Genomic DNA, 19,076 nt, shown 5'->3' on the forward strand with positions numbered 1-19,076 from the left:
ATCTCCTGACAAATTAGGCGAAAGGATAGGGGATAGCCAGTCGTCTGTCAATTTAGACGTCTAGATGTTTTTACTTCTATGTTGATTTTGTGCACTGTGCGGCTTAAATCCTGACCGCCGCCCTAATAATCGAATGGGGGAATGAGTTCAGCCGTTTGTCTGTTGCTGACGCTGAACTCTGTGCCCGGGTAATTCGCGGCGTAGTTGCTGCGCTCTGGTAAGAGTTTTGGGATTAAGCCTTTTGCCGGGACACAACTCTTTAAGCAACTGAGTGAGCAGCCGGGCGTTATCAAACCTGACATCCTGACTGTACTCCTTGCCGGCATAGGTGTTCCCCACCAACTCCCTGCCTCTCAGATAGGTACACAACAGATGGCAAAACTGTTGGATCTGCACCTCGTTGGCCTGTATTTCCTGCTGCTCTTTGGCCTGGGACAGCAGCTGAATTGGAGTCTCCCAATACTCCATTGCCAGTCGATTCAGGTTACGCAGATAAGTGGCACTGGCCTTGTTGAAGATCAACCTGTTACAGGAGATGGTGGAGATAGAACTGCGCAGGCTGTAAGTCTCGGTAAATTGGATCTCATTGAGAATATAGGCGATAAATTTCTCCAGCCCTGAGTAGCTTTCCAGATTGAGCCACCAACGTAGCCCCAACACTTGATCAAAGGCGCGGCAGGTGAGTGCTACCAGAATATCTTCCTTGGTCTTAAAGATGCTGTAGAACAGGGTCGTGGATATGCCAAGCCCCTTGGTGATATCTGATACTTTCAGTGACAATATTCCTTCTTTGGCAATAACAGACTCTGCCAAATCCAAAATAGCTTCCCGTATACGGTTATGCTCGGGTTTATTCATAATTAAATACTCAAGCAAGATTTAGCTCATTATAAATAATTGCGATAGTCTTGTTGCGCTCCGTTTAACTCTTTGTGATCTCGCTCATCAAAAAATAAAATTTTATTTTTTGATGATCCTTATTAAAGCTTTTAACAAAAAGATAAAAGCTCTATTTTCCTGTGATTCAGTTCACCTATTCATTTCTGCTTCTGTAAATAATTAATTCGAGTCGGGAAGGAGGATTGAATATGAATAAAAAGTTGATATACCCATTAATTATCTCTGCCTGCCTTAGTGGCACCTGTCAGGCAGCTATGCTGGCGGTCGAAGCCGGGATGATGGATTGGCAATCCAAGGCATCTGGTTATTTTGGCGAAGCCAAAGACAATAACCCCTTTATCACACTTAAAGGCGCCGTTGCCAACGACTATGGCGATATCTATGGCCAAGTAAAGTGGGAAGACCCGGATGATGGGGCTTACTACGGTACAGAGATCAATGTGATCGGCCAGATCAACTTAGGGACGACAGATTGGAACCTCTATGGTCAGGTATTTGACAAGAGTAAACCCAGTTGGGGAGAAACCAACACCATGTTGGGACTGAGCTGGGACAAGAGTTATGGCGACACCTATCTGCAGGTTGCACTGGCCGGACATTTTGTCGATGCCACTTATAAAAGTTTTGATGCCAATTTTGAAGGTGGTTTTAACGGTGGCTATGTTTATTTTTTGGCAAGCCATCAGCTAAATCTATTTAAGCAAGACTTTAAATTAACCTGGTGGCAAGAACACTTCTTTAATCGCGAAGATGATTATTTAGTTTTATCTGGTGATGGAAAGGATTTTGGTTTTAATGGTGCGTTATCTGTTAATTGGTCTTTCACCAAGAATCTGAGTTTTATTCTGAGTTATCGATATGCGGAAAATAACTTAGGAAAACAAGGATATCACGACGCTATTTTTTATTCCCTGCAATATCAACTCTAATTGGAAGGTAACAAGATGAAAATGAAGAGACTGTGTTATTTGATGTTGGCGGCATCCAGTCTGACATTGACGGGTTTCTCAACCCAGGTCATTGCCGGTGGCGATCTGCCAGGTACCAGTTCCAGCGCCGTACCTCAGGGGCAGTTGGGTTATGTCTATGTGGATCCATATAAGTTCAGCCCTTTGGTGGCGGTGATAGATCTCGGTGGCAAGTCCATCAGTGATGTCAAGGTCAAAGTAAAAGGCAAGGGAAAGAAAGGGATTGATATTCAGTACCCTGTGGGACTGACTCAACTCAACACCCACAGCGGTATTCCGGTATTTGGCCTCTATCCCGATTATTTGAACCGGGTTGAGGTCAGCTACAAACTGGCCGGTAAGCCAGTGACCGAGGAATACAAGATCCGCACCAGCGCATTGCCTCACCTGCATATCGATGGCAATGCCCGCACCCAGTACGAGTATGAGCCGGTCAAAGTCGCCAAAGGCTTTGAAGACAGATTCTATCTGGTTGATGGGCAGGTGATCCCGCCCAATATCCGTGACCACTGGGACTGGATCCCGACCCAGAACATCATAGATACCAACGGCGATGTGCGTTGGCATCTGAACAGCGATGTCATCTATGACCGTCCGGGCGGCTCCATGTCTTTCAAGCAGACCCGTGATGGCAAGCTGATCTTTGGCCAGGGGCTGATGTTTGAGTTGCATCAAGGGTTCCAGGTGCCTTACTACGCCAAGTATGACTTTATCGGCAAGCCTATCTTCAAACGCGAACTCCCGCGGGGGTTCAATGGTTTCTCCCATGAGATCACCGAAATGCCCAATGGCCACCTGCTGCTGAGGGTGGGAAAGCGTGATTATGTCACGCCGGATGGCCTCAAGGTCGATACAGTGCGCGACCATGTGATTGAAGTGGATCAGAACGGTGATGTCGTTAAGGTCTGGGACTTCAACAAGATACTCGACCCTATGCGTGACACTGTGCTCAAGTCATTGGATATGGGTGCTGTCTGTCTGAACGTGGATGTCTCCAAGGCCGGTGAAACCAAGACCGCCGAAGAGCTGGCCAGCGAACCCTACGGCGATGTTGCCGGGGTCGGAACCGGCCGCAACTGGCTGCATATCAACTCCATAGGTTATGACCCGGCCGATGACAGCATCATTGTCAGCTCGCGCCACCAGTCTGCGGTGATCAAGGTTGGCCGTGATAACAAGGTCAAGTGGATCCTGGGCACTCCCGAGGGCTGGAAAGGAGAACTGGCCTCCAAGGTGCTGAAACCCGTTGATACCAAAGGTCGGGCACTCAAGTGTGACGCCAAGGGCTGCGAAGGCAACTTTGACTGGACCTGGACTCAGCACACCGCCTGGCCGGTACCGGACAGGGGCACAGTCACAGTGTTTGACAACGGTGATGGCCGCGGTCTGGAACAACCTGCGCTGCCGACCATGAAGTATTCCCGTGGCGTCGAGTACAAGGTCGACATGGGCAAGATGACAGTGCAGCAGACCTGGGAGTACGGCAAAGAGCGGGGGTACGAGTGGTATAGCCCAATCACCTCCATCACAGAGTGGCAAGCGGATCACAAGACCATGTTCATGGCCTCGGCTTCGGCCGGACTGCTGGAAGGGGATAAGGCTCCCGAGCATTGGATCACCGAGGTGGATCCCAAGACCAATGAGGTCAAGGTCGAAATCAAGGTGAAGACCCTGATGAAACATGAGCCTGGCTATCGCTCTACCGTGGTTCACCCTGAAAGCATGTTCAATCGTTAATTGTGTTTGTGGCGGCAGCCGGGCTGCCGCCCATTTGGAGTCCGTATCATGATGAAGAAAAGTCTGTTGGCACTGGGTGCCCTGTTATTGTCCTGCTCTGTTTCCGCTGCCAAATATAACGAAGGCGAGCATTATCAACTGCTGGGGGCCGCCAGCTTTGATGCACCCAACCAAGTGGTGAAGGTGTATTCGGTCAACTGCCCCTTCTGCTACAAGTACGACAAGTCAGTGATCCCCGGCATGGTGAAAAACCTGCCCAAGGGGGTAACCTTCGATGATTATCACATCACCACCAAGCCGCCCCTTGGCAAGGAAAAGGCTTGGGTGTTGGCCTATGCTCAAACCCAATCCGAACAGGCTTTCAAGGCCGCCAAGATGGCATTCTACAAGAAGTATCACGATGACAAGGCCCGCTTTGCCTCCGCCGATGAAGCCATCGACTTTGGCCTCAAAGCAGCCGGCCTGGATCGCGCCGGTTTTGAAGCGGCCAAGAATAGCCCTGAGGTGCAACAACTCTTGAGCAAATGGGACAGAGGTGTGGACGTCGCCAAGATCCAGGGGATCCCGGCACTGGTGGTCAATGGCAAGTACTTGATTAACACCAAGTCTATTCGCAGCATGCAGATGCTCGATGAACTGGTGGCCGAACTGGCTGCCAAGTAGGAGGGACGGATGAATAAATTGAGTTCGCTTTTTCGGGAATTTACCCAGGCGCCTGTCCCGACTTTGGCCCGCTGGCAACAGGGGCGAATACTCTGGAGCATAATGCTGGGCGCGGCGGTATTTTTGCTGGCTTCCGCCATGGGCTACTTTCAGGTGTTTCTGGAGATGGATCCCTGTGAGCTGTGCGTCTACATACGCTTCAGCCAATGCTGCATAGTGCTGGCCGGTGCCATCATATTGATCAATCCGAAGAACCACGTGCTCAAGGCCTTGGGTGTTGCCCTGGCACTCTACGGCGTGATTCAGGGAATGGCCTGGTCGATTCAACTGATGAATATCCACGACGCCGCGCACCTGGTAGTGGATGAGTCGATGGACTTCTTCGCCGAGGCAGGTTCGGCGGCAGGCTCTGCCTGCTCCACCGAGCCGCACTTCCCTCTGGGCTTGCCGCTGGATAAGTGGCTGCCATTTGAGTTCGCTCCTACCGGCGGCTGTGGTGAAGATGACTGGTCACTGTTTGGCATGAATATGGCGCACTATTGCATCATTGCCTACTCAGTGTTTGCCATCGGCCTGGGCGGCGCGATAGTGGGTTGGCTGGCGAGCTTCAAGGCCAAGCCATAACAGGCAGCTAATCGCGCCTGGCAAGAACCACCCTCAGGGGTGGTTTCTTTTTATTTGGACATCCAGATGTCTATCTGTTAGTTTGATTGCTCATTCAGTCAGCATTATCTGTCATCAAGGAGCGCGAGATGAAACTGGAATCCCTGGCGTTGCACCATGGTTATGAATCGGAAGCCACCACCAAGTCGGCGGCGGTGCCCATCTATCAGACGACGTCCTATACTTTCGACGATACTCAACACGGCGCCGATCTGTTTGACCTCAAGGTGCCCGGCAATATTTACAGTCGCATCATGAACCCCACCAACGCCGTGCTCGAAGCCAGAATGGCGGCCATCGAAGGCGGCATTGGCGCGCTGGCGCTGGCCTCTGGAATGGCGGCCATCACCTATGCGCTGCAGGCGCTGACGGAAGTGGGCGACAACATAGTCAGCAGCAGCCAGCTCTACGGCGGCACCTATAACCTGTTCGCCCATACTCTGCCGCGCCAGGGGGTTGAGGTGCGCATGGCGTCGTTCGATGACTTCGATACCCTGGAGTCGCTTATTGATGAACGTACCAAGGCGGTATTTTGTGAATCCATAGGCAACCCCGCCGGCAATATTGTCGATATCGCGCGTCTGGCAGAAATTGCCCACAAACATGGTGTGCCCTTGGTGGTGGATAACACTGTGGCGACCCCTGTGCTGTGCCGCCCCTTCGAACATGGCGCCGATATCGTCGTCCACTCGCTCACCAAGTATGTCGGTGGCCACGGCACCACAGTGGGCGGGGTGATCATCGATTCGGGCAAGTTTGACTGGGTCGTCAATAAACACAGATTTGCGGTGCTCAATCAGCCGGACCCCTCCTACCATGGGGTGGTGTATACCGAAGCCTTCGGCGCGGCGGCTTATATCGGCCGTTGCCGGGTGGTGCCTCTGCGTAATACCGGCGCGGCTCTATCACCACACAGCGCCTTTTTACTGCTGCAGGGGCTGGAGACCTTGAGCCTGAGGATGGAGCGCCACTGCAGTAATGCCGAGGCGCTGGCAAGTTACCTGCAGTCCCACCCGCTGGTTAACTGGGTCAATTATGGCGCCCTGGCAGACAGCCCTTATAAGGCCAATTGCGACAAAATCACCTCGGGTAAGGCGTCCGGCATTATCAGCTTTGGTATCAAGGGGGGCAAAGAGGCCGGCGGGCGCTTTATCGATGCGCTGCAGATGATCTTGCGTCTGGTGAATATAGGCGATGCCAAGTCACTGGCCTGTCACCCTGCCACCACGACCCACAGGCAGCTCAACGCCGAGGAGTTGGCTCGCGCCGGGGTGAGTGAAGATCTGCTCCGGATCTCTGTGGGAATTGAGCATATAGACGACATCATCAGCGATGTGGCCCAGGCGCTGGAAGCCTCCCAGGCTTGATGACATCATCAAAAAGCCTCGTCAAGCGGGGCTAATACTTATCTGGCGTCCAGCTCGGACTTCAATGCACGTATTTCAGCCTCTTTGGCGCTGATCTTGGCGGCTGTTTTAGCCTCTTCCTCGGCCAGTTCTCGCTGATATTTGGCGACCTTATCGACTTTGCCCTTGCGCTCGGCCTCGGCGATATCGGCCTTCAGTTCGGCGCGCTCTTCGGCCAGCTCTTCACGTAACTCGCGAATATCATCCTGCTTGTCACGGATCTTGTTTGCCAATTCATCGCGTGAATCTTGCTGTTTTTTGATTTCACCGGCCTCAGTGCAGTGGGCACGGACTTCGGCCAGCGCCGTTTCCAGCCCCCGTACTCTGTGGCTGTTGTTATGCTCTTTGGCATAAGAGATCTGCTTTTCGATTTCGGCTTCTTTTTTGGCGCAATGACCACCGGCCAGGGCGGGGAGCGAAAACAGAGCCAGGGAAAATAGGGCTATGTGGGTCAGTTTCATAAATCACCAAGGATGGAGTAAGAGGCCGCCATTCTAGCAAAACCTTCAATCTATAGCTGTCAGACCTATCCCAAAGGCGCCCGCAGGCGCCTTTGAGTTGGTTTATTGTGACAGCCGGGCTCTGGACTTCTGGTAGAAGTAAGCCACCCCGAGCAGCAAGGCACCAATCAGCATAAAGACGATGATCTTTTGCAGCAGATCGGCGGCGGCCATATCCAGCAGCAATACCTTGAGGCAACTGATGGCAAACAGACCTGCGGCCAGTTTGAGCATAATCTGGCAGCCGGGACGCAGGCTGAGGAACATCAGCCTGCAGCCGTGGGACACCATGAGCACTGTGCTTAAGGTGGCATCGAATCCGGTTGGCATCTGGTAGGCCAGTGGCAGATAGGCCAGCAGCAACAGGGCATGCCAGGCGATAAACACCATATTGGTCGGCAACTGCTGACGATAGCGTCTCATGGCCAATGGCCGTTTACGGATAAACAGCGCCAGCAAGGCCAGGTTGCAAGCTTGTGCCAGCGCCATCAGCCAAGGTTCAGAGGGTCGGGTCAGGACATCGAGCTGCAAATATTGCAGGCTGTCGAGCCAGGTAATCCAGGGCAGCAGCAAGGCGATAAAGAAGCTGGCAAAGGCAAAGGGGTAACCCGGGCGCAGGGCCTTGAGCGGTTTGCGGCTGAGCAGGATAAAAAAGTAGCCGCTTAGCACCACACTGCTAAGTGCCAACGTGTGGCTGAACAAGACCTCCAGGCTGTGGCTGACCACCGCCAGCAGCAGGGCGCCATAGAAGGGTGACAACTGCCAGCCGAGTCGGCAGGGGCCTTGCCAGAGCCTTGGCAAGGATGGATAGCGCCACAGCAGCAGACCGGAATAGATACTGCCCAGCAGCAGTGCGATAAGCCCGGGCCATTGTCCTGCCAGGCAGGCAAAAGCGGTTTGGGCTATAGCCAGCACCAGCAGTACATCCGCTTCGCGTTTCAGTATCGGCTGCCTGAACTTGCGGGCCAATACTAAGCTGACAAAGCAGGATAACCACAAGGCCGGGGCCAGCCAATCTTCAAAGCGAAGGGCGATTTTGGGCAGCCACAGCAGTGGCAAGAGCACCAGGCAGGCCAGGCGAGCGTACCAGGCCAAACGCCTAAGTTCGCCTTTGGGATGGAAGCGCCGGTATGCATACCAGGCCAGTAACAGACAGAGGAACAGCTCTACCCTGGCGATTTGCGCATACAGCGGCTGAGCGCGGAAACTCAGGCTATGCACATCCACGGCGGCGAAGATGACCTGAGCCGCCAGCGGTAACAACAAGGCCCAGGCCAAGGCCTCGCTGACCCTGAGTTGTTGCCTGCGCGCGAGTAGCAGCAAGGTCAGACTCAATCCGGGAATTATCACCAGGAAGTAGCTTTCACTTATCAGCCAGGCGCTAACCAGGGCTAAAGACACCAGCAGCACGTTGGCAAGCTCGCGTCCCAACTGCAGCAGTTGTTGCTCCCAGCGGCTGAGCTCGGGCTGTTTGCCCAGCAGTTGGTTAAAGCCAAATAACGTAAGCGTGCTTAGCCCCCAAGCCAGCAGCGGCAGTGACAAGAGCGCCGGCGCTTCATTGATCATATCGCCAAGGGCCAACAGGTTGATGACCAGTCCCAGAGCCAGCAGGGTGATGGCCTCGATTCGCAGCGAGGCTTGCTGTTCTCGGCAACCTAGCCACATCAACAGCAAGGCTTCGAGCAGTAACACCAGCCCCAGCAGCTCACCACTGAGTAGGCTGAGTGCGGCAAAACCGAGACAGGCACCGGTGGCCAACCACAATAGCGTCTGCAGCTGTTTGTCTTGTTTAAGCCAGAGCGACAGTCCGATAAGCACGGCGGCGTTGGCCAGCAGCAGCTCGCCGGCATGGGGGCTGAACTGGCTCAGGCTATAGACTAAAAAGGCCAGCAAGGCCGCCGGCAGAGCCAGCAGTCTGTGGCTGAGGCCTTCCCGGCCAAACAGCCACAGACTGCCAAGGCCATAACCATAGAAGAGGCCATGCAGGGAGATGAGCGCCAGAACTCCCATTATCCCTTGCCCTTGCAGCGGCAGCTCGACAAAGAAACTCAGGCTCTCGATACAGGCGATGTGCAGTATGGCTGTCGTTTCCAGCAGCACAGGCCAACGTATCTTGTGACTCAAGAGTAAAGAGCAGCCGCCAATCAGCAGCAGGAAGGGTAGATACATCAAAGGCGCCTGACTGCCGGAAAGCAGCATCAGTGGTGCCAGGGAGCCACCCAGCAAGGCGACTATGCTGATGACTCTGGCTTCCAGTTTCAGCGCCAGACTGTAACCGGCCACAGTGATAAGCAACAGCAGCAGATAGCTGACGCCATCCGGTACCAGCTCGAAGTAGGGACCGACAAAATAGGCACACAGATAGTTGATAATCAGCCCAAGGCCCACCAGACCCGAGCCGAAATCGGCCATCGCTCGTTGCCGTTTGCGGATAAAGGCCCCCAAGGCCAGAATGCCATTGGCGCAGACAAAGCCGGTCAAGGCCTTTCCTGTGTCCGACAGCCAGTGGTTCATGGAATACTGCAGCAGATAACCAAAGCCCAGGGTCATGGCGATGATCCCGGCCAGGGTCATCATAAATACCGGGCCCTGACCTTTGGCTTGATAGTGCTGATAAAAATCTTTGGCTTGTGCGAAGAGTCCCAGCAGGGGGCTCAGCATAGCGGCAAAAAAAGCGGCCACAGCCTGATCAAACTTGCGCCCCCAGTTGGGAGTCTGCTGCCCTCGACCCTCTTGTGTTTGGGGCGATACTCTTTGGGCGGCGGAGGATTTCGAATCTGTGGGTTTCGAAGCGGAAGATTTCGAAGCGAAGGATTTCGAATCTGTGGGTTTCGAAGCGGTTTGCGCTTGGGTTGCAACTGGCGTTGCTGCCATCTCTGCCCTTGCCGGCTTGGTGTGCTCGATAGGCTGAATATCGGCCCTGCGCTGCCAGGCGTCCTGGCGCTGGGTCTGTGACTCGGAGGATAAGTCGGCTACTGACTCGGCCTGAGGCCCAGGTATTGCTGACGGCTCGGCAACCTTGGGCGCCAAAGGCTTAGCTTGCTCTTCGGCAAGCTGATTGACGGCCGTAAACAGCGCCTCGATTCTTTGTTCTATCGCGTCGAGGCGGATATCTGTCCTGATTTCCAGGTTAGTCTCTTTGAGTTTGAGATCTTCAAGCTCGCGCCTGAGATGTTGGAGTTCTTCCGTTAACTGCATGCTGCTTTCCTGATGCTAATCGCATTTGCGTCGGCTGCGGGCATTTTAAACGCGCGGCTCTGTCCTGACCAGCGTTCGGCTCAGGTTTTGGGAAATTTCCGCTATCCATTTATCGTATTTGTCATGGGAAGATGAGAGAAAACTGAACAGCAGGCAGAGGCCTCTCGCGTCTTGCCGGTGGCATAGGTACAATGAGCGGCATGCAAACTCGCCCAACGTGGGGCGAGCGGACTCACTGCAGAAGGATGGCCTTAATGCACGTACATATTCTGGGGATCTGTGGCACTTTTATGGGGGGCTTAGCGCTGCTGGCTCGCGCCATGGGACATAAGGTCACCGGCTCCGATGCCAATGTTTACCCACCCATGAGTACCCAGCTTGAGCAGCAGGGGATAGACCTTATTCAGGGGTTTGACCCGTCACAGCTGGATCCCGAGCCGGATCTCGTGGTGATAGGCAATGCCATGAGCCGCGGCAACCCCTGTGTGGAAGCCGTACTCAACCGCGGCCTGAAATACACCTCGGGTCCGCAGTTTCTGCATGACCATATATTGCCCGAACGTTGGGTATTGGCCGTTTCCGGTACCCATGGCAAAACCTCTACCGCCAGCATGTTGGCCTGGATCCTCGAAGCCTGCGGCTATCAACCTGGCTTTTTGATTGGTGGGGTGCCGCAGAATTTCGGCATTTCGGCCAGGTTGGGCGAGTCGCCCTTCTTTGTGGTCGAGGCCGACGAATATGACAGCGCTTTTTTCGACAAGCGCTCCAAGTTTGTGCATTACCAGCCAAGAACCTTGGTGATCAACAACCTGGAGTTCGACCATGCCGATATCTTCGACGATCTCAAGGCGATACAGAAGCAGTTTCACCATCTGCTCAGAATCGTGCCGGGGGATGGCCGGGTGATCTGGCCGCAAGATAGCCAGGCGGTTGCCGGCGTGATAGCCAAGGGCTGCTGGAGTGAGCAGGAAACCTTGAGCCATGAAGCGGGCCAGGGGGACTGGAGCGCCAGGATGTTGGCAGACGATGGTCACGAGTTTGAACTATTTTTCCGCGGTAAATCCCAGGGCGTTTTGAGCTGGGGTCTGATTGGGCGTCACAACATAGACAACGCCACTATGGCGATAGCCGCGGCGCGTCATGTTGGGGTCTTACCGGTAGATGCGCTCAAGGCACTGGCAGACTTTACCCCGCCCAAGCGCCGTCTCGAGTTGCTGGGCAGCGTAGATGAGGTCAGCGTTTATGACGACTTTGCCCATCACCCAACGGCAATCGCCACTACTCTTCAGGGGATGCGCGCCAAGGTGGGCCAGGGCAAAATCACTGTCGTGCTCGAGCCCCGCTCCAACACCATGAAGCAAGGGGTGCATAAAGACACACTGGCCAACTCTATGGCCCTGGCCGATGAGGCCGTGTTGTATCAGGCGGATAATATCGATTGGGATATTGCCGCGGCCATGGAGGCGGCGCCGCTGCCGGTGCAGGTTTTGCACGACATAGATGAGATAGTGGCCAAGGTCAGTGGTGAAGCCAAGCCCGGCGATACCGTGCTGATCATGAGCAATGGCGGCTTTGGCGGTCTGCATCAAAAGTTGCTCCAGGCCCTTAAAGCCAGAAGTGGCGAGGTCAAAGCGTGAAATATCAGCAGATTAAGAGTATCAGCCTCGCCTGGACCGGCGCCTCCGGGGCGCCCTATGGGCTGAGGCTGCTGGAGTGCTTGCTCAAGGCCGAGTTTCGGGTTTTTCTGATGGTGTCCAGCGCCGCTCGGGTGGTGCTGGCAACGGAACATGGGCTCAAACTCAGCAGCGCACCGGACAAGGCCACAGAGCAGCTCAGAAAACTGTTTCCCGAAGGCGGTGAGCTGAGGGTGCTCGGCAAGGATGAGTGGTTCTCTCCGCCGGCGTCCGGCTCGGCGGCGCCAAAGCAGATGGTGATCTGTCCCTGCTCAACCGGCACTTTGGCCGCGGTGGCCACCGGCATGAGTAACAGCCTGCTGGAGCGGGCCGCCGATGTAGTGCTCAAGGAGCGCGGTCAGTTGTTGTTGGTGCCCAGAGAGACACCTTTCAACGCCATTCATCTCGAACATATGTTGAAACTCAGCCAACTGGGCGCCATCATAATGCCGGCCGCCCCCGGCTTTTATCATCATCCCAAATCCATTGAAGATCTGATAGACTTCATGGTCGCCCGGATCCTGGATCATCTGGGTGTCGAACATGCATTAACGGATCGCTGGGGTTATGACAAACCCAAAGACAGTGAGATCGACAATTGAGAGTGATATGAAACACACCACCGAAGTGATGATCTCGGCAGAAGAGATCAACCAGAAACTGGATGAATTAGCCGAGCGCATCAATGCGCATTATGCCAATGCCGACAAGTTGCTGATGGTCGGCCTGCTCAAGGGCTCAGTGGTCTTTATGGCCGATCTCTGCCGTCGGATTAAGGGCCATGTAGAGATCGACTTTATGTCTGTTTCCAGCTATGGCAATGCCATGACCAGCTCCAGAGACGTGAAGATACTCAAAGATGTTCAGTCGGAAATCGCCGATCGTGATGTGTTGATCGTCGAAGATCTGATTGACTCGGGCAACACGCTCAACAAGGTACGCGAAATGCTGCTGCTGCGTGAGCCAAAGAGCCTGACTCTCTGTACTCTGCTGGACAAGCCGGACCGCCGCGAAGTCGACGTACCGGTAGACTTTGTCGGTTTTACTATTCCTGATGAATTCGTGGTCGGTTATGGTATCGACTACGCCGAGCAGTACCGCAACCTGCCTTATATCGCCAAGGTGATCCCGCAGGAGTAAGCAAGCTGTGATTTCGGCTTTGTTTGTATAGTAAGACGGACTCCCGCCACGGCGGGAGTCTTGCTTTTTGCGTCCCGGGCCGCTGCCGATACCCCAGGTATTGGAGGCTCTTTAGGAGAAACATCTATGACGACCAAAGCTCTGGCGTTGGAGCTGGACAATCTTAAGAAGACCTATAAGGGCGGTGTCGAAGCCGTCAAAGGGATTAGCCTGAATGTGGCTCAGGGCGACTTTTTTGCCTTGCTCGGCCCCAACGGTGCCGGTAAGTCCACCACTATCGGTATCATAAGCTCGCTGGTGCACAAGAGTGGCGGCAGTGTGCGGGTCTTTGGCCATGATCTGGATAAAGAACTGGAGCAGGCCAAATTGTGTATCGGCCTGGTGCCGCAGGAATTCAACTTCAACCAGTTTGAGACAGTGCTGCAAATCGTGGTTAACCAGGCCGGTTATTACGGTGTGCCCAGAGCCGAAGCCCACAAGCGGGCCGAGAAATACCTCAGGCAACTGGATCTCTGGGACAAGCGCAACAGCCAATCCCGGCAGCTTTCCGGCGGCATGAAGCGGCGTTTGATGATAGCCAGGGCCTTGATGCACGAGCCCAAACTTTTGATCCTCGATGAGCCCACCGCCGGGGTGGATATAGAACTGCGGCGCTCCATGTGGGAGTTTCTCAAAAAAATAAACGCTGAAGGCGTCACCATCATACTGACGACCCACTATCTGGAAGAAGCGGAAATGCTCTGCCGCAACATAGGCATTATCGATAAGGGTGTACTGGTGGAGTGCACCAGTATGAAATCCCTGCTGTCGAAACTGGATATGGAAACCTTTGTGTTGGATATCAAGCAGCCGCTTGTTGAGGTACCCAAACTTGGCGATATCACAGTCAGGCTTACCGATCCGGCGACCCTGGAAGTGGACTTGGTGAAGTCCCACAGCCTGAACGCCGTCTTCGGTTTACTGAGCGAGCAGGGGGTTGAGGTGCTATCCATGCGTAACAAGGCCAATCGATTGGAGGAGTTGTTTGTGAAACTGGTTGAGAATGCCCAAGGAGGCCAGGCATGAGAGGTCTGTATCTGGTTGCCTTCAAGAGTATTTTAATCAAGGAAATTACCCGTTTTACCCGCATCTGGGTACAGACGCTGGTACCGCCGGCGATCACCATGACACTGTATTTCCTGATCTTCGGTAATCTGGTGGGCAGTCGCATCGGTGAGATGGGCGGGGTGTCCTATATGGAGTTTATTGCCCCGGGCCTTATCATGATGTCGGTGATTACCAACTCCTATTCCAATGTGGCATCTTCCTTTTTCAGCGCCAAGTTCCAACGTAACCTGGAAGAGTTGATAGTGGCGCCTGTGCCCCACTATGTGATGATAGCCGGCTATGTCGGTGGCGGTGTCGCCCGTGGATTGCTGGTGGGCCTGATAGTGACCCTGGTGGCCATGTTCTTTGTCGATCTCAGTGTGCAGCACTTGGGATTGGTGATAGTCACAGTGTTTCTGACCTCAGTGCTGTTTGCCCTTGGCGGCCTTATCAATGCCGTGTTTGCCAAGAGTTTCGATGATATCAGCATTATCCCCACCTTTGTGTTGACGCCGTTGACCTATCTTGGCGGGGTGTTTTACTCGCTGTCGCTGTTGCCTGACTTTTGGCGTGGCGTATCGGCGCTGAACCCTGTGGTGTATATGATCAACGTGTTCCGCTACGGTTTCCTGGGATTTGCCGATATGAGCGTGCCGCTGTCTATTGGCGTGATGCTGGGGTTCTGTGCGGGTCTCTGGTTGCTGGCCTATTACCTGATCTCCCGTGGGATAGGGCTGCGCAGCTGATTCAGGGCTGAGCCTCGGATTTTTGCTGCAGCAACTGTCTGTGTTGCTGCAGCTTGGCTATCTTGTCATCATTGGCGCGTTTGAGCTCATCAAAATGGGCGTTTATCTTGCCGCGTTGTTCAACAAAAGCGGGGTCTTCCCGCTCCAGTTTCTGCCAATAGCGTTGCCGCTCCTGCTTTTGTAGCTCGCTAGCCCGCAGTATTTCCAGATAGCTGTTTTCCTGCTGCAGCCGATAGATTTCGGCTTCCAGTCGCTGCAATAGCTTGTCTTCGGGCAGGCTGTCGTTCTCCAAAAGGGATTGCAGCGGATCAACTCTTTCTCCCTCGGCCGTTTCCGTGGTCACGCCATACTGATATTCAATCTTGTGCTGTTTGAAGGCTTGCGGGCAGGGAAGCTGGCTGAATACTACCTTGTCCTCTTTGATACATTTATAGACGGTACCTGCCTGAACTTGCGAAGCGAGCAGCAGTGCAGCAAAGAGCCAGAGTCTGGGCTGTCCGGGCAACATTGGGGCGGGAATCCTTTCGTTACATATCTAAAACAAGTGTAACCAATATGACTCAAACCTTTATTGAAGACCAGTTTTTGACTAAGGAAATTTTTTTGGCGACCTGGAAAAAGGTCTTCGGAAGAAAGAGGGGGAAGATTTCCCCCTCCCTAAAGAAAGGATATCAGCGTGACAGCGTCATATTGTCTATGAGGCGAGCCTTGCCAAGATAAGCGGCGGCCAGGATCACCAGCGACTTGTCATCGCTGCTCACAGGTTTTAGGCTTGAAGCCTCACGCACTTCCAGATAGTCAGGCTCAAGCCCGGCGGCGCGCAGGAGCTCCTTGGCATTGCTGATGGCCTGGTCGATATCCTGCCCCAGTACAATCGCCTCGGCCAGTTTATCCATGCTTGCCTTGAGCTTGGGCGCCAGCGCCTTTTCGGCCTCGGTGAGATAACCATTGCGCGAACTCAGTGCCAGGCCGGAATCCTCGCGAACGGTTTCTACCCCTATGACCTCGATGGGCAGCGACAGGTCGGTCACCATGGTCTTGATCACCAGAAGCTGCTGGTAGTCCTTACGGCCAAACAGGGCGATGTCAGGCTGCACTATATTGAACAGCTTGCAGACTATGGTCGCGACCCCGCGAAAGTGCCCTGGACGGCTGGCGCCGCAAAGCTCATCGGAGATCCCTGGGACTTCCACAAAGGTCTGGGCATCCAGCCCTTTGGGGTAGATAAGCTCGGGTGTTGGGGTAAACAGCAGCTCGCAGCCGGCTTCGGTCAGTTTTTGCTGATCGGCGCCCAGGGTGCGGGGGTAAGCATCGAGATCCTCATTCTTGCCAAACTGCAGTGGATTGACAAAAATCGAGGCCACCACGTGATCGGCGCGGCGCGCGGCTTCGAGGATTAAACTCACATGTCCCTGGTGCAGATTGCCCATGGTAGGGACAAAGGCTACGGTTTCCCCCTTTTGGCGCCATTCCCGTACCCGGGCACGGATCTCATCTATTTTGGCTGTGGTCAGCATAATCTGGCGAATCCCCGGCTCAGTTAAAGGTGTGCTCTTCTGCGGGGAATTGTCCCTGCTGAACTTCGTCGATATAGGCCTTCACGGCCTCACGGATTTCACCTGTCTGCTTAAGGTAGTTCTTGGAAAAGCGCGGGATATAGCCGCTGGATATCCCGAGTACATCGTGCATCACCAGAATTTGGCCATCAGTATCCTTGCCGGCCCCTATGCCGATCACTGGAATTTGCAGCGCTTCGGTTATCTGTTGTGCCAGCGAAGCCGGTACGCACTCGAGTACCAACAACTGGGCCCCGGCACCTTCCAGCGCCTTGGCCTCATCCAGGATCCGCTGGGCGTTGTCGGCATCGCGGCCCTGTACCTTGAAACCACCGAACACGTGCACTGATTGTGGCGTCAGTCCCAGGTGGGCGCAGACAGGAATGCCGCGCTCGGTCAACATGGAAACCGTTTCCAGCAACCATTGGCCACCTTCAATCTTGACCATGTTGGCACCGGCCTGCATCAGCTTGGTAGCATTGGTCATCGCCTGCTCGGGAGTGGCATAACTCATGAAGGGCAGGTCGGCCATCAACAAACTGCGGCTGATGCCGCGGCGAACACAACGGGTGTGATAGGCCATCTCCTCGACACTGACCGGCAAGGTATCATCGTGACCTTGCAGAACCATTCCCAATGAGTCTCCTACCAGCAGGACGTCTACACCTTCGCTGTCAAAAGCGGCGGCAAAACTGGCGTCATAAGCGGTCAGAGCGGTAAATTTTCTACCTTCCTGCTTGAATTTACGCAGGGTCGCTGTGGTGATTTTAGACATAATGCTCTTCTTATTAACCGAGTGAAGTGGTGTTATATGCCATGCGGCTTTGGACTGCAACGATCCGGCTCAGGTTCTCAGCCTGAGGGGTGGATCAGTTGCAGCGATTGGCGCATGGCATTGGTGATCAGCGTGGCTATGCCGGTGCCGCAGGGCAACACCAGCGAAGGATTGAGCTCTTCCAGTGGAATGAGGACAAACTCGCGGCTCTTGATGCCGTAGTGGGGCACTGTGAGCCTTGGGGTCTGTATCTGCTTATCGCCGTAGAGCAACAGGTCCAGATCCAGAGTTCTGGGGCCCCAGCGCACCAGGCGTTGTCGCCCTTGCTGCAACTCGATTTCCTGCAAGGCGTCAAGGAGTTCCAGCGGCGCCAGCTCGGTCTCGAAATAGGCCACCGCGTTGACATAGTCCGGCTGGGGAACATCGCCCATGGGAACCGAACGATAGTAGGATGAAACGCGAAAGCTGTCTTGCCGTGCCAGCTGCTGCAGCGCCAGGCAAGCACTGTCAAGCTGGCGCTCGGGAGAGTCCAGGTTGGCGCCCAGCGCCACATAGACTCCGGTCATCTTACTCGGCCGCCTGTGGTTTTTCGCTTGGGCGACGAGGCTTGCGGCGCCGGCGTTGATTGGCGTTACGGTTGCGGCTGCCGTTGGACTTACTGCCGCTGCGCACCAGCTGTTGCTTCTGCTCGTCATCAGACTCGACAAACTGTTGCCACCAACTGGCCTGCTTGGCCAGATTGCCGCCTTCGGCATTGGCTCTGAGCAGCAAGAGATCGTAGGCGGCGCGGAACTTGGGATGTTCCATCAGTTTGAAGGCGCGGCCCCCTTGAGAGCGTTCAAAGCGCATCTGTAACTGCCAGATATCCCGCGCCGGAGTGCTGAAGCGGCGGGGAATGCTTACCGAACGGCACTGCTGTTCGAGCACATCGCCCATGGCGGCAAAGAAGGCATCATAGGGGCTGAGACCGCTCTCCAAGGCGATATCCTGGGCGCGGTTTTGCAGCGGATACCAGAGGAGTGCGGCATAGAAGAAGGCCGGAGTCACAGGCTTGTCTTCACCGACGCGCACATCTGTGTTGTGCATCATTTCGCTCAGCAGTCTGGCGGCCGGGCCCTTGGGGTCGTCCCGCAGCAGACTTTCCACCAGAGGGAAAATGGGCGCAAACAGTTGATATTCGCGCATCATCTGATAGTTGTTCAGCGCCTTACCGGCGAAAAACAGCTTTAGCACTTCTTCATACATACGCGCCGCCGGAATATCTTTCAGCAGCGGAGCCAAACTCTTGATCGGGGCCGCAGTGCGTTTTTCGATGGACATCCCAAGCTTGGTGGCAAAGCGCACGGCCCGCAGCATACGCACCGGGTCTTCCCGATAACGGGTCTCGGGATCGCCAATCAGTCGCAGGGTTCTGGCCTTAAGATCATGAATACCGCCGCCATAGCTGCGAATGGAGTAGTCGGCAATATTGTAATAGAGGGCGTTGACGGTAAAGTCGCGGCGCTCGGCGTCTTCATCTATGTCACCATAAACATTGTCGCGCAGCAGTCGTCCGGCCGAATTGACCTTGGAAATCTTCTCTTCGCTGTTGCCGTGGTGGCCGCGGAAGGTCGCCACTTCAATAACATCCCGGCCAAAGACGATATGGGCCAGGCGGAAACGACGGCCAACCAGGCGGCAGTTGCGAAACAGCTTCTTGATCTCTTCCGGAGTGGCATTGGTGACCACGTCAAAGTCTTTCGGCTCCAGTCCCAGCAGCAGATCGCGTACGCCGCCACCAACCAGATAGGCGTGAAAGCCAGACTTATGCAGGCGGTACAAAACCTTGAGCGCATTCTCGCTAATCTGTCTGCGGGAAATGCTGTGGCCATCGCGCGGGATAACCTCCAGGCTCAAACCTGTGTCTGTGTTGTCTTCTTGTTGAGCCTTGGCTGTCTGACCATCGTCAAACAACTGCTTACAAAACTGACTGATACGGCGAAAAATGGGACACCTCGGAACGTTAACGCAAAATAAGGGTTAAAAACTGGCGGCTATGATATACCAAATAGCAGGCGATGAGTAT

General features: G+C 54.5%; 18 protein-coding genes. 10 read left to right on the plus strand and 8 right to left on the minus strand.

Annotated elements, in window-relative coordinates; all coding sequences use genetic code 11:
* Nucleotides 1-147: 147 nt before the first annotated feature.
* Nucleotides 148-858 carry a TetR/AcrR family transcriptional regulator gene (locus E1N14_RS04755; protein WP_062793421.1) on the minus strand — a complete coding sequence of 237 codons (711 nt, stop codon included), beginning with the start codon at nucleotides 856-858 and terminating at the stop codon, nucleotides 148-150.
* 230 nt (nucleotides 859-1,088) lie between these two features.
* Between E1N14_RS04755 and E1N14_RS04760 the strand changes: the two genes are divergently transcribed.
* From E1N14_RS04760 to E1N14_RS04780, 5 genes are all read left to right on the plus strand, one after another.
* Nucleotides 1,089-1,829 (plus strand): nucleoside-specific channel-forming Tsx family protein, encoded by a 741-nt coding sequence (locus tag E1N14_RS04760; RefSeq protein WP_025010035.1) that lies wholly within the window; start codon nucleotides 1,089-1,091, stop codon nucleotides 1,827-1,829.
* Nucleotides 1,830-1,844: 15 nt separating this feature from the next.
* On the plus strand, nucleotides 1,845-3,605 hold the full coding sequence (locus E1N14_RS04765; RefSeq protein WP_025010036.1) for an aryl-sulfate sulfotransferase: 1,761 nt from the start codon (nucleotides 1,845-1,847) through the stop codon (nucleotides 3,603-3,605).
* A 48-nt stretch (nucleotides 3,606-3,653) separates the two neighbouring features.
* Nucleotides 3,654-4,268, plus strand: coding sequence for a thiol:disulfide interchange protein DsbA/DsbL (locus tag E1N14_RS04770; protein WP_243887644.1), 615 nt, complete (start codon nucleotides 3,654-3,656; stop codon nucleotides 4,266-4,268).
* 9 nt (nucleotides 4,269-4,277) lie between these two features.
* On the plus strand, nucleotides 4,278-4,892 hold the full coding sequence (locus tag E1N14_RS04775) for a disulfide bond formation protein B (RefSeq protein ID WP_025010038.1): 615 nt from the start codon (nucleotides 4,278-4,280) through the stop codon (nucleotides 4,890-4,892).
* 128 nt (nucleotides 4,893-5,020) lie between these two features.
* Nucleotides 5,021-6,298, plus strand: a complete 1,278-nt coding sequence (locus tag E1N14_RS04780) for an O-acetylhomoserine aminocarboxypropyltransferase/cysteine synthase family protein (protein WP_062793420.1) — start codon at nucleotides 5,021-5,023, stop codon at nucleotides 6,296-6,298.
* A 38-nt stretch (nucleotides 6,299-6,336) separates the two neighbouring features.
* On the opposite strand, the gene E1N14_RS04785 is transcribed toward E1N14_RS04780, so the two are convergent.
* Together E1N14_RS04785 and E1N14_RS04790 are read right to left on the minus strand one after the other, a co-directional pair.
* Nucleotides 6,337-6,798, minus strand: a complete 462-nt coding sequence (locus tag E1N14_RS04785; protein WP_025010040.1) for a DUF1090 domain-containing protein — start codon at nucleotides 6,796-6,798, stop codon at nucleotides 6,337-6,339.
* Nucleotides 6,799-6,900: 102 nt separating this feature from the next.
* Nucleotides 6,901-10,035 (minus strand): DUF2339 domain-containing protein, encoded by a 3,135-nt coding sequence (locus tag E1N14_RS04790; protein ID WP_062793419.1) that lies wholly within the window; start codon nucleotides 10,033-10,035, stop codon nucleotides 6,901-6,903.
* A gap of 254 nt (nucleotides 10,036-10,289) precedes the next feature.
* Here E1N14_RS04790 and mpl point away from each other — a divergent pair, with 254 nt between their 5' ends.
* The 5 genes from mpl (at nucleotide 10,290) to E1N14_RS04815 (ending at nucleotide 14,680) form a co-directional block, all read left to right on the plus strand.
* On the plus strand, nucleotides 10,290-11,672 hold the full coding sequence (gene mpl / locus E1N14_RS04795; RefSeq protein WP_025010041.1) for a UDP-N-acetylmuramate:L-alanyl-gamma-D-glutamyl-meso-diaminopimelate ligase: 1,383 nt from the start codon (nucleotides 10,290-10,292) through the stop codon (nucleotides 11,670-11,672).
* Nucleotides 11,669-12,310 (plus strand): flavin prenyltransferase UbiX, encoded by a 642-nt coding sequence (locus E1N14_RS04800; protein ID WP_025010042.1) that lies wholly within the window; start codon nucleotides 11,669-11,671, stop codon nucleotides 12,308-12,310. Before mpl ends, E1N14_RS04800 begins: the two co-directional genes overlap by 4 nt.
* Nucleotides 12,311-12,317: 7 nt before the next feature.
* The gene (gene hpt, locus E1N14_RS04805) at nucleotides 12,318-12,848 is read left to right on the plus strand and encodes a hypoxanthine phosphoribosyltransferase (protein WP_025010043.1); all 531 of its coding nucleotides are present in this window, start codon (nucleotides 12,318-12,320) and stop codon (nucleotides 12,846-12,848) included.
* A 126-nt stretch (nucleotides 12,849-12,974) separates the two neighbouring features.
* Nucleotides 12,975-13,913 carry an ABC transporter ATP-binding protein gene (locus tag E1N14_RS04810; RefSeq protein WP_025010044.1) on the plus strand — a complete coding sequence of 313 codons (939 nt, stop codon included), beginning with the start codon at nucleotides 12,975-12,977 and terminating at the stop codon, nucleotides 13,911-13,913.
* Entirely contained in the window at nucleotides 13,910-14,680 is a 771-nt protein-coding gene (locus E1N14_RS04815; RefSeq protein WP_025010045.1) for an ABC transporter permease, read from the plus strand. The genes E1N14_RS04810 and E1N14_RS04815 overlap by 4 nt, the downstream gene beginning before the upstream one ends.
* A gap of 1 nt (nucleotide 14,681) precedes the next feature.
* Here E1N14_RS04815 and E1N14_RS04820 read toward each other — a convergent pair whose 3' ends face one another.
* The 5 genes from E1N14_RS04820 to pcnB all read right to left on the minus strand — a co-directional run bounded on the left by E1N14_RS04820 (nucleotide 14,682) and on the right by pcnB (nucleotide 18,964).
* On the minus strand, nucleotides 14,682-15,188 hold the full coding sequence (locus E1N14_RS04820) for a DUF4124 domain-containing protein (protein WP_062793418.1): 507 nt from the start codon (nucleotides 15,186-15,188) through the stop codon (nucleotides 14,682-14,684).
* Nucleotides 15,189-15,351: 163 nt separating this feature from the next.
* Nucleotides 15,352-16,197, minus strand: a complete 846-nt coding sequence (panC, locus tag E1N14_RS04825) for a pantoate--beta-alanine ligase (protein WP_025010047.1) — start codon at nucleotides 16,195-16,197, stop codon at nucleotides 15,352-15,354.
* A 19-nt stretch (nucleotides 16,198-16,216) separates the two neighbouring features.
* On the minus strand, nucleotides 16,217-17,011 hold the full coding sequence (gene panB / locus E1N14_RS04830) for a 3-methyl-2-oxobutanoate hydroxymethyltransferase (RefSeq protein WP_025010048.1): 795 nt from the start codon (nucleotides 17,009-17,011) through the stop codon (nucleotides 16,217-16,219).
* Between the two features lie 77 nt (nucleotides 17,012-17,088).
* A complete protein-coding gene (gene folK, locus E1N14_RS04835) occupies nucleotides 17,089-17,577 on the minus strand; it encodes a 2-amino-4-hydroxy-6-hydroxymethyldihydropteridine diphosphokinase (protein WP_028780164.1) in 489 nt (162 codons plus the stop codon).
* Nucleotide 17,578: 1 nt separating this feature from the next.
* Complete coding sequence (gene pcnB / locus E1N14_RS04840; protein ID WP_210736194.1) at nucleotides 17,579-18,964, minus strand: polynucleotide adenylyltransferase PcnB; 1,386 nt, start codon at nucleotides 18,962-18,964, stop codon at nucleotides 17,579-17,581.
* Nucleotides 18,965-19,076: the final 112 nt, after the last annotated feature.

Source organism: Shewanella algae (genome assembly GCF_009183365.2).
Taxonomy (GTDB): domain Bacteria; phylum Pseudomonadota; class Gammaproteobacteria; order Enterobacterales; family Shewanellaceae; genus Shewanella; species Shewanella algae.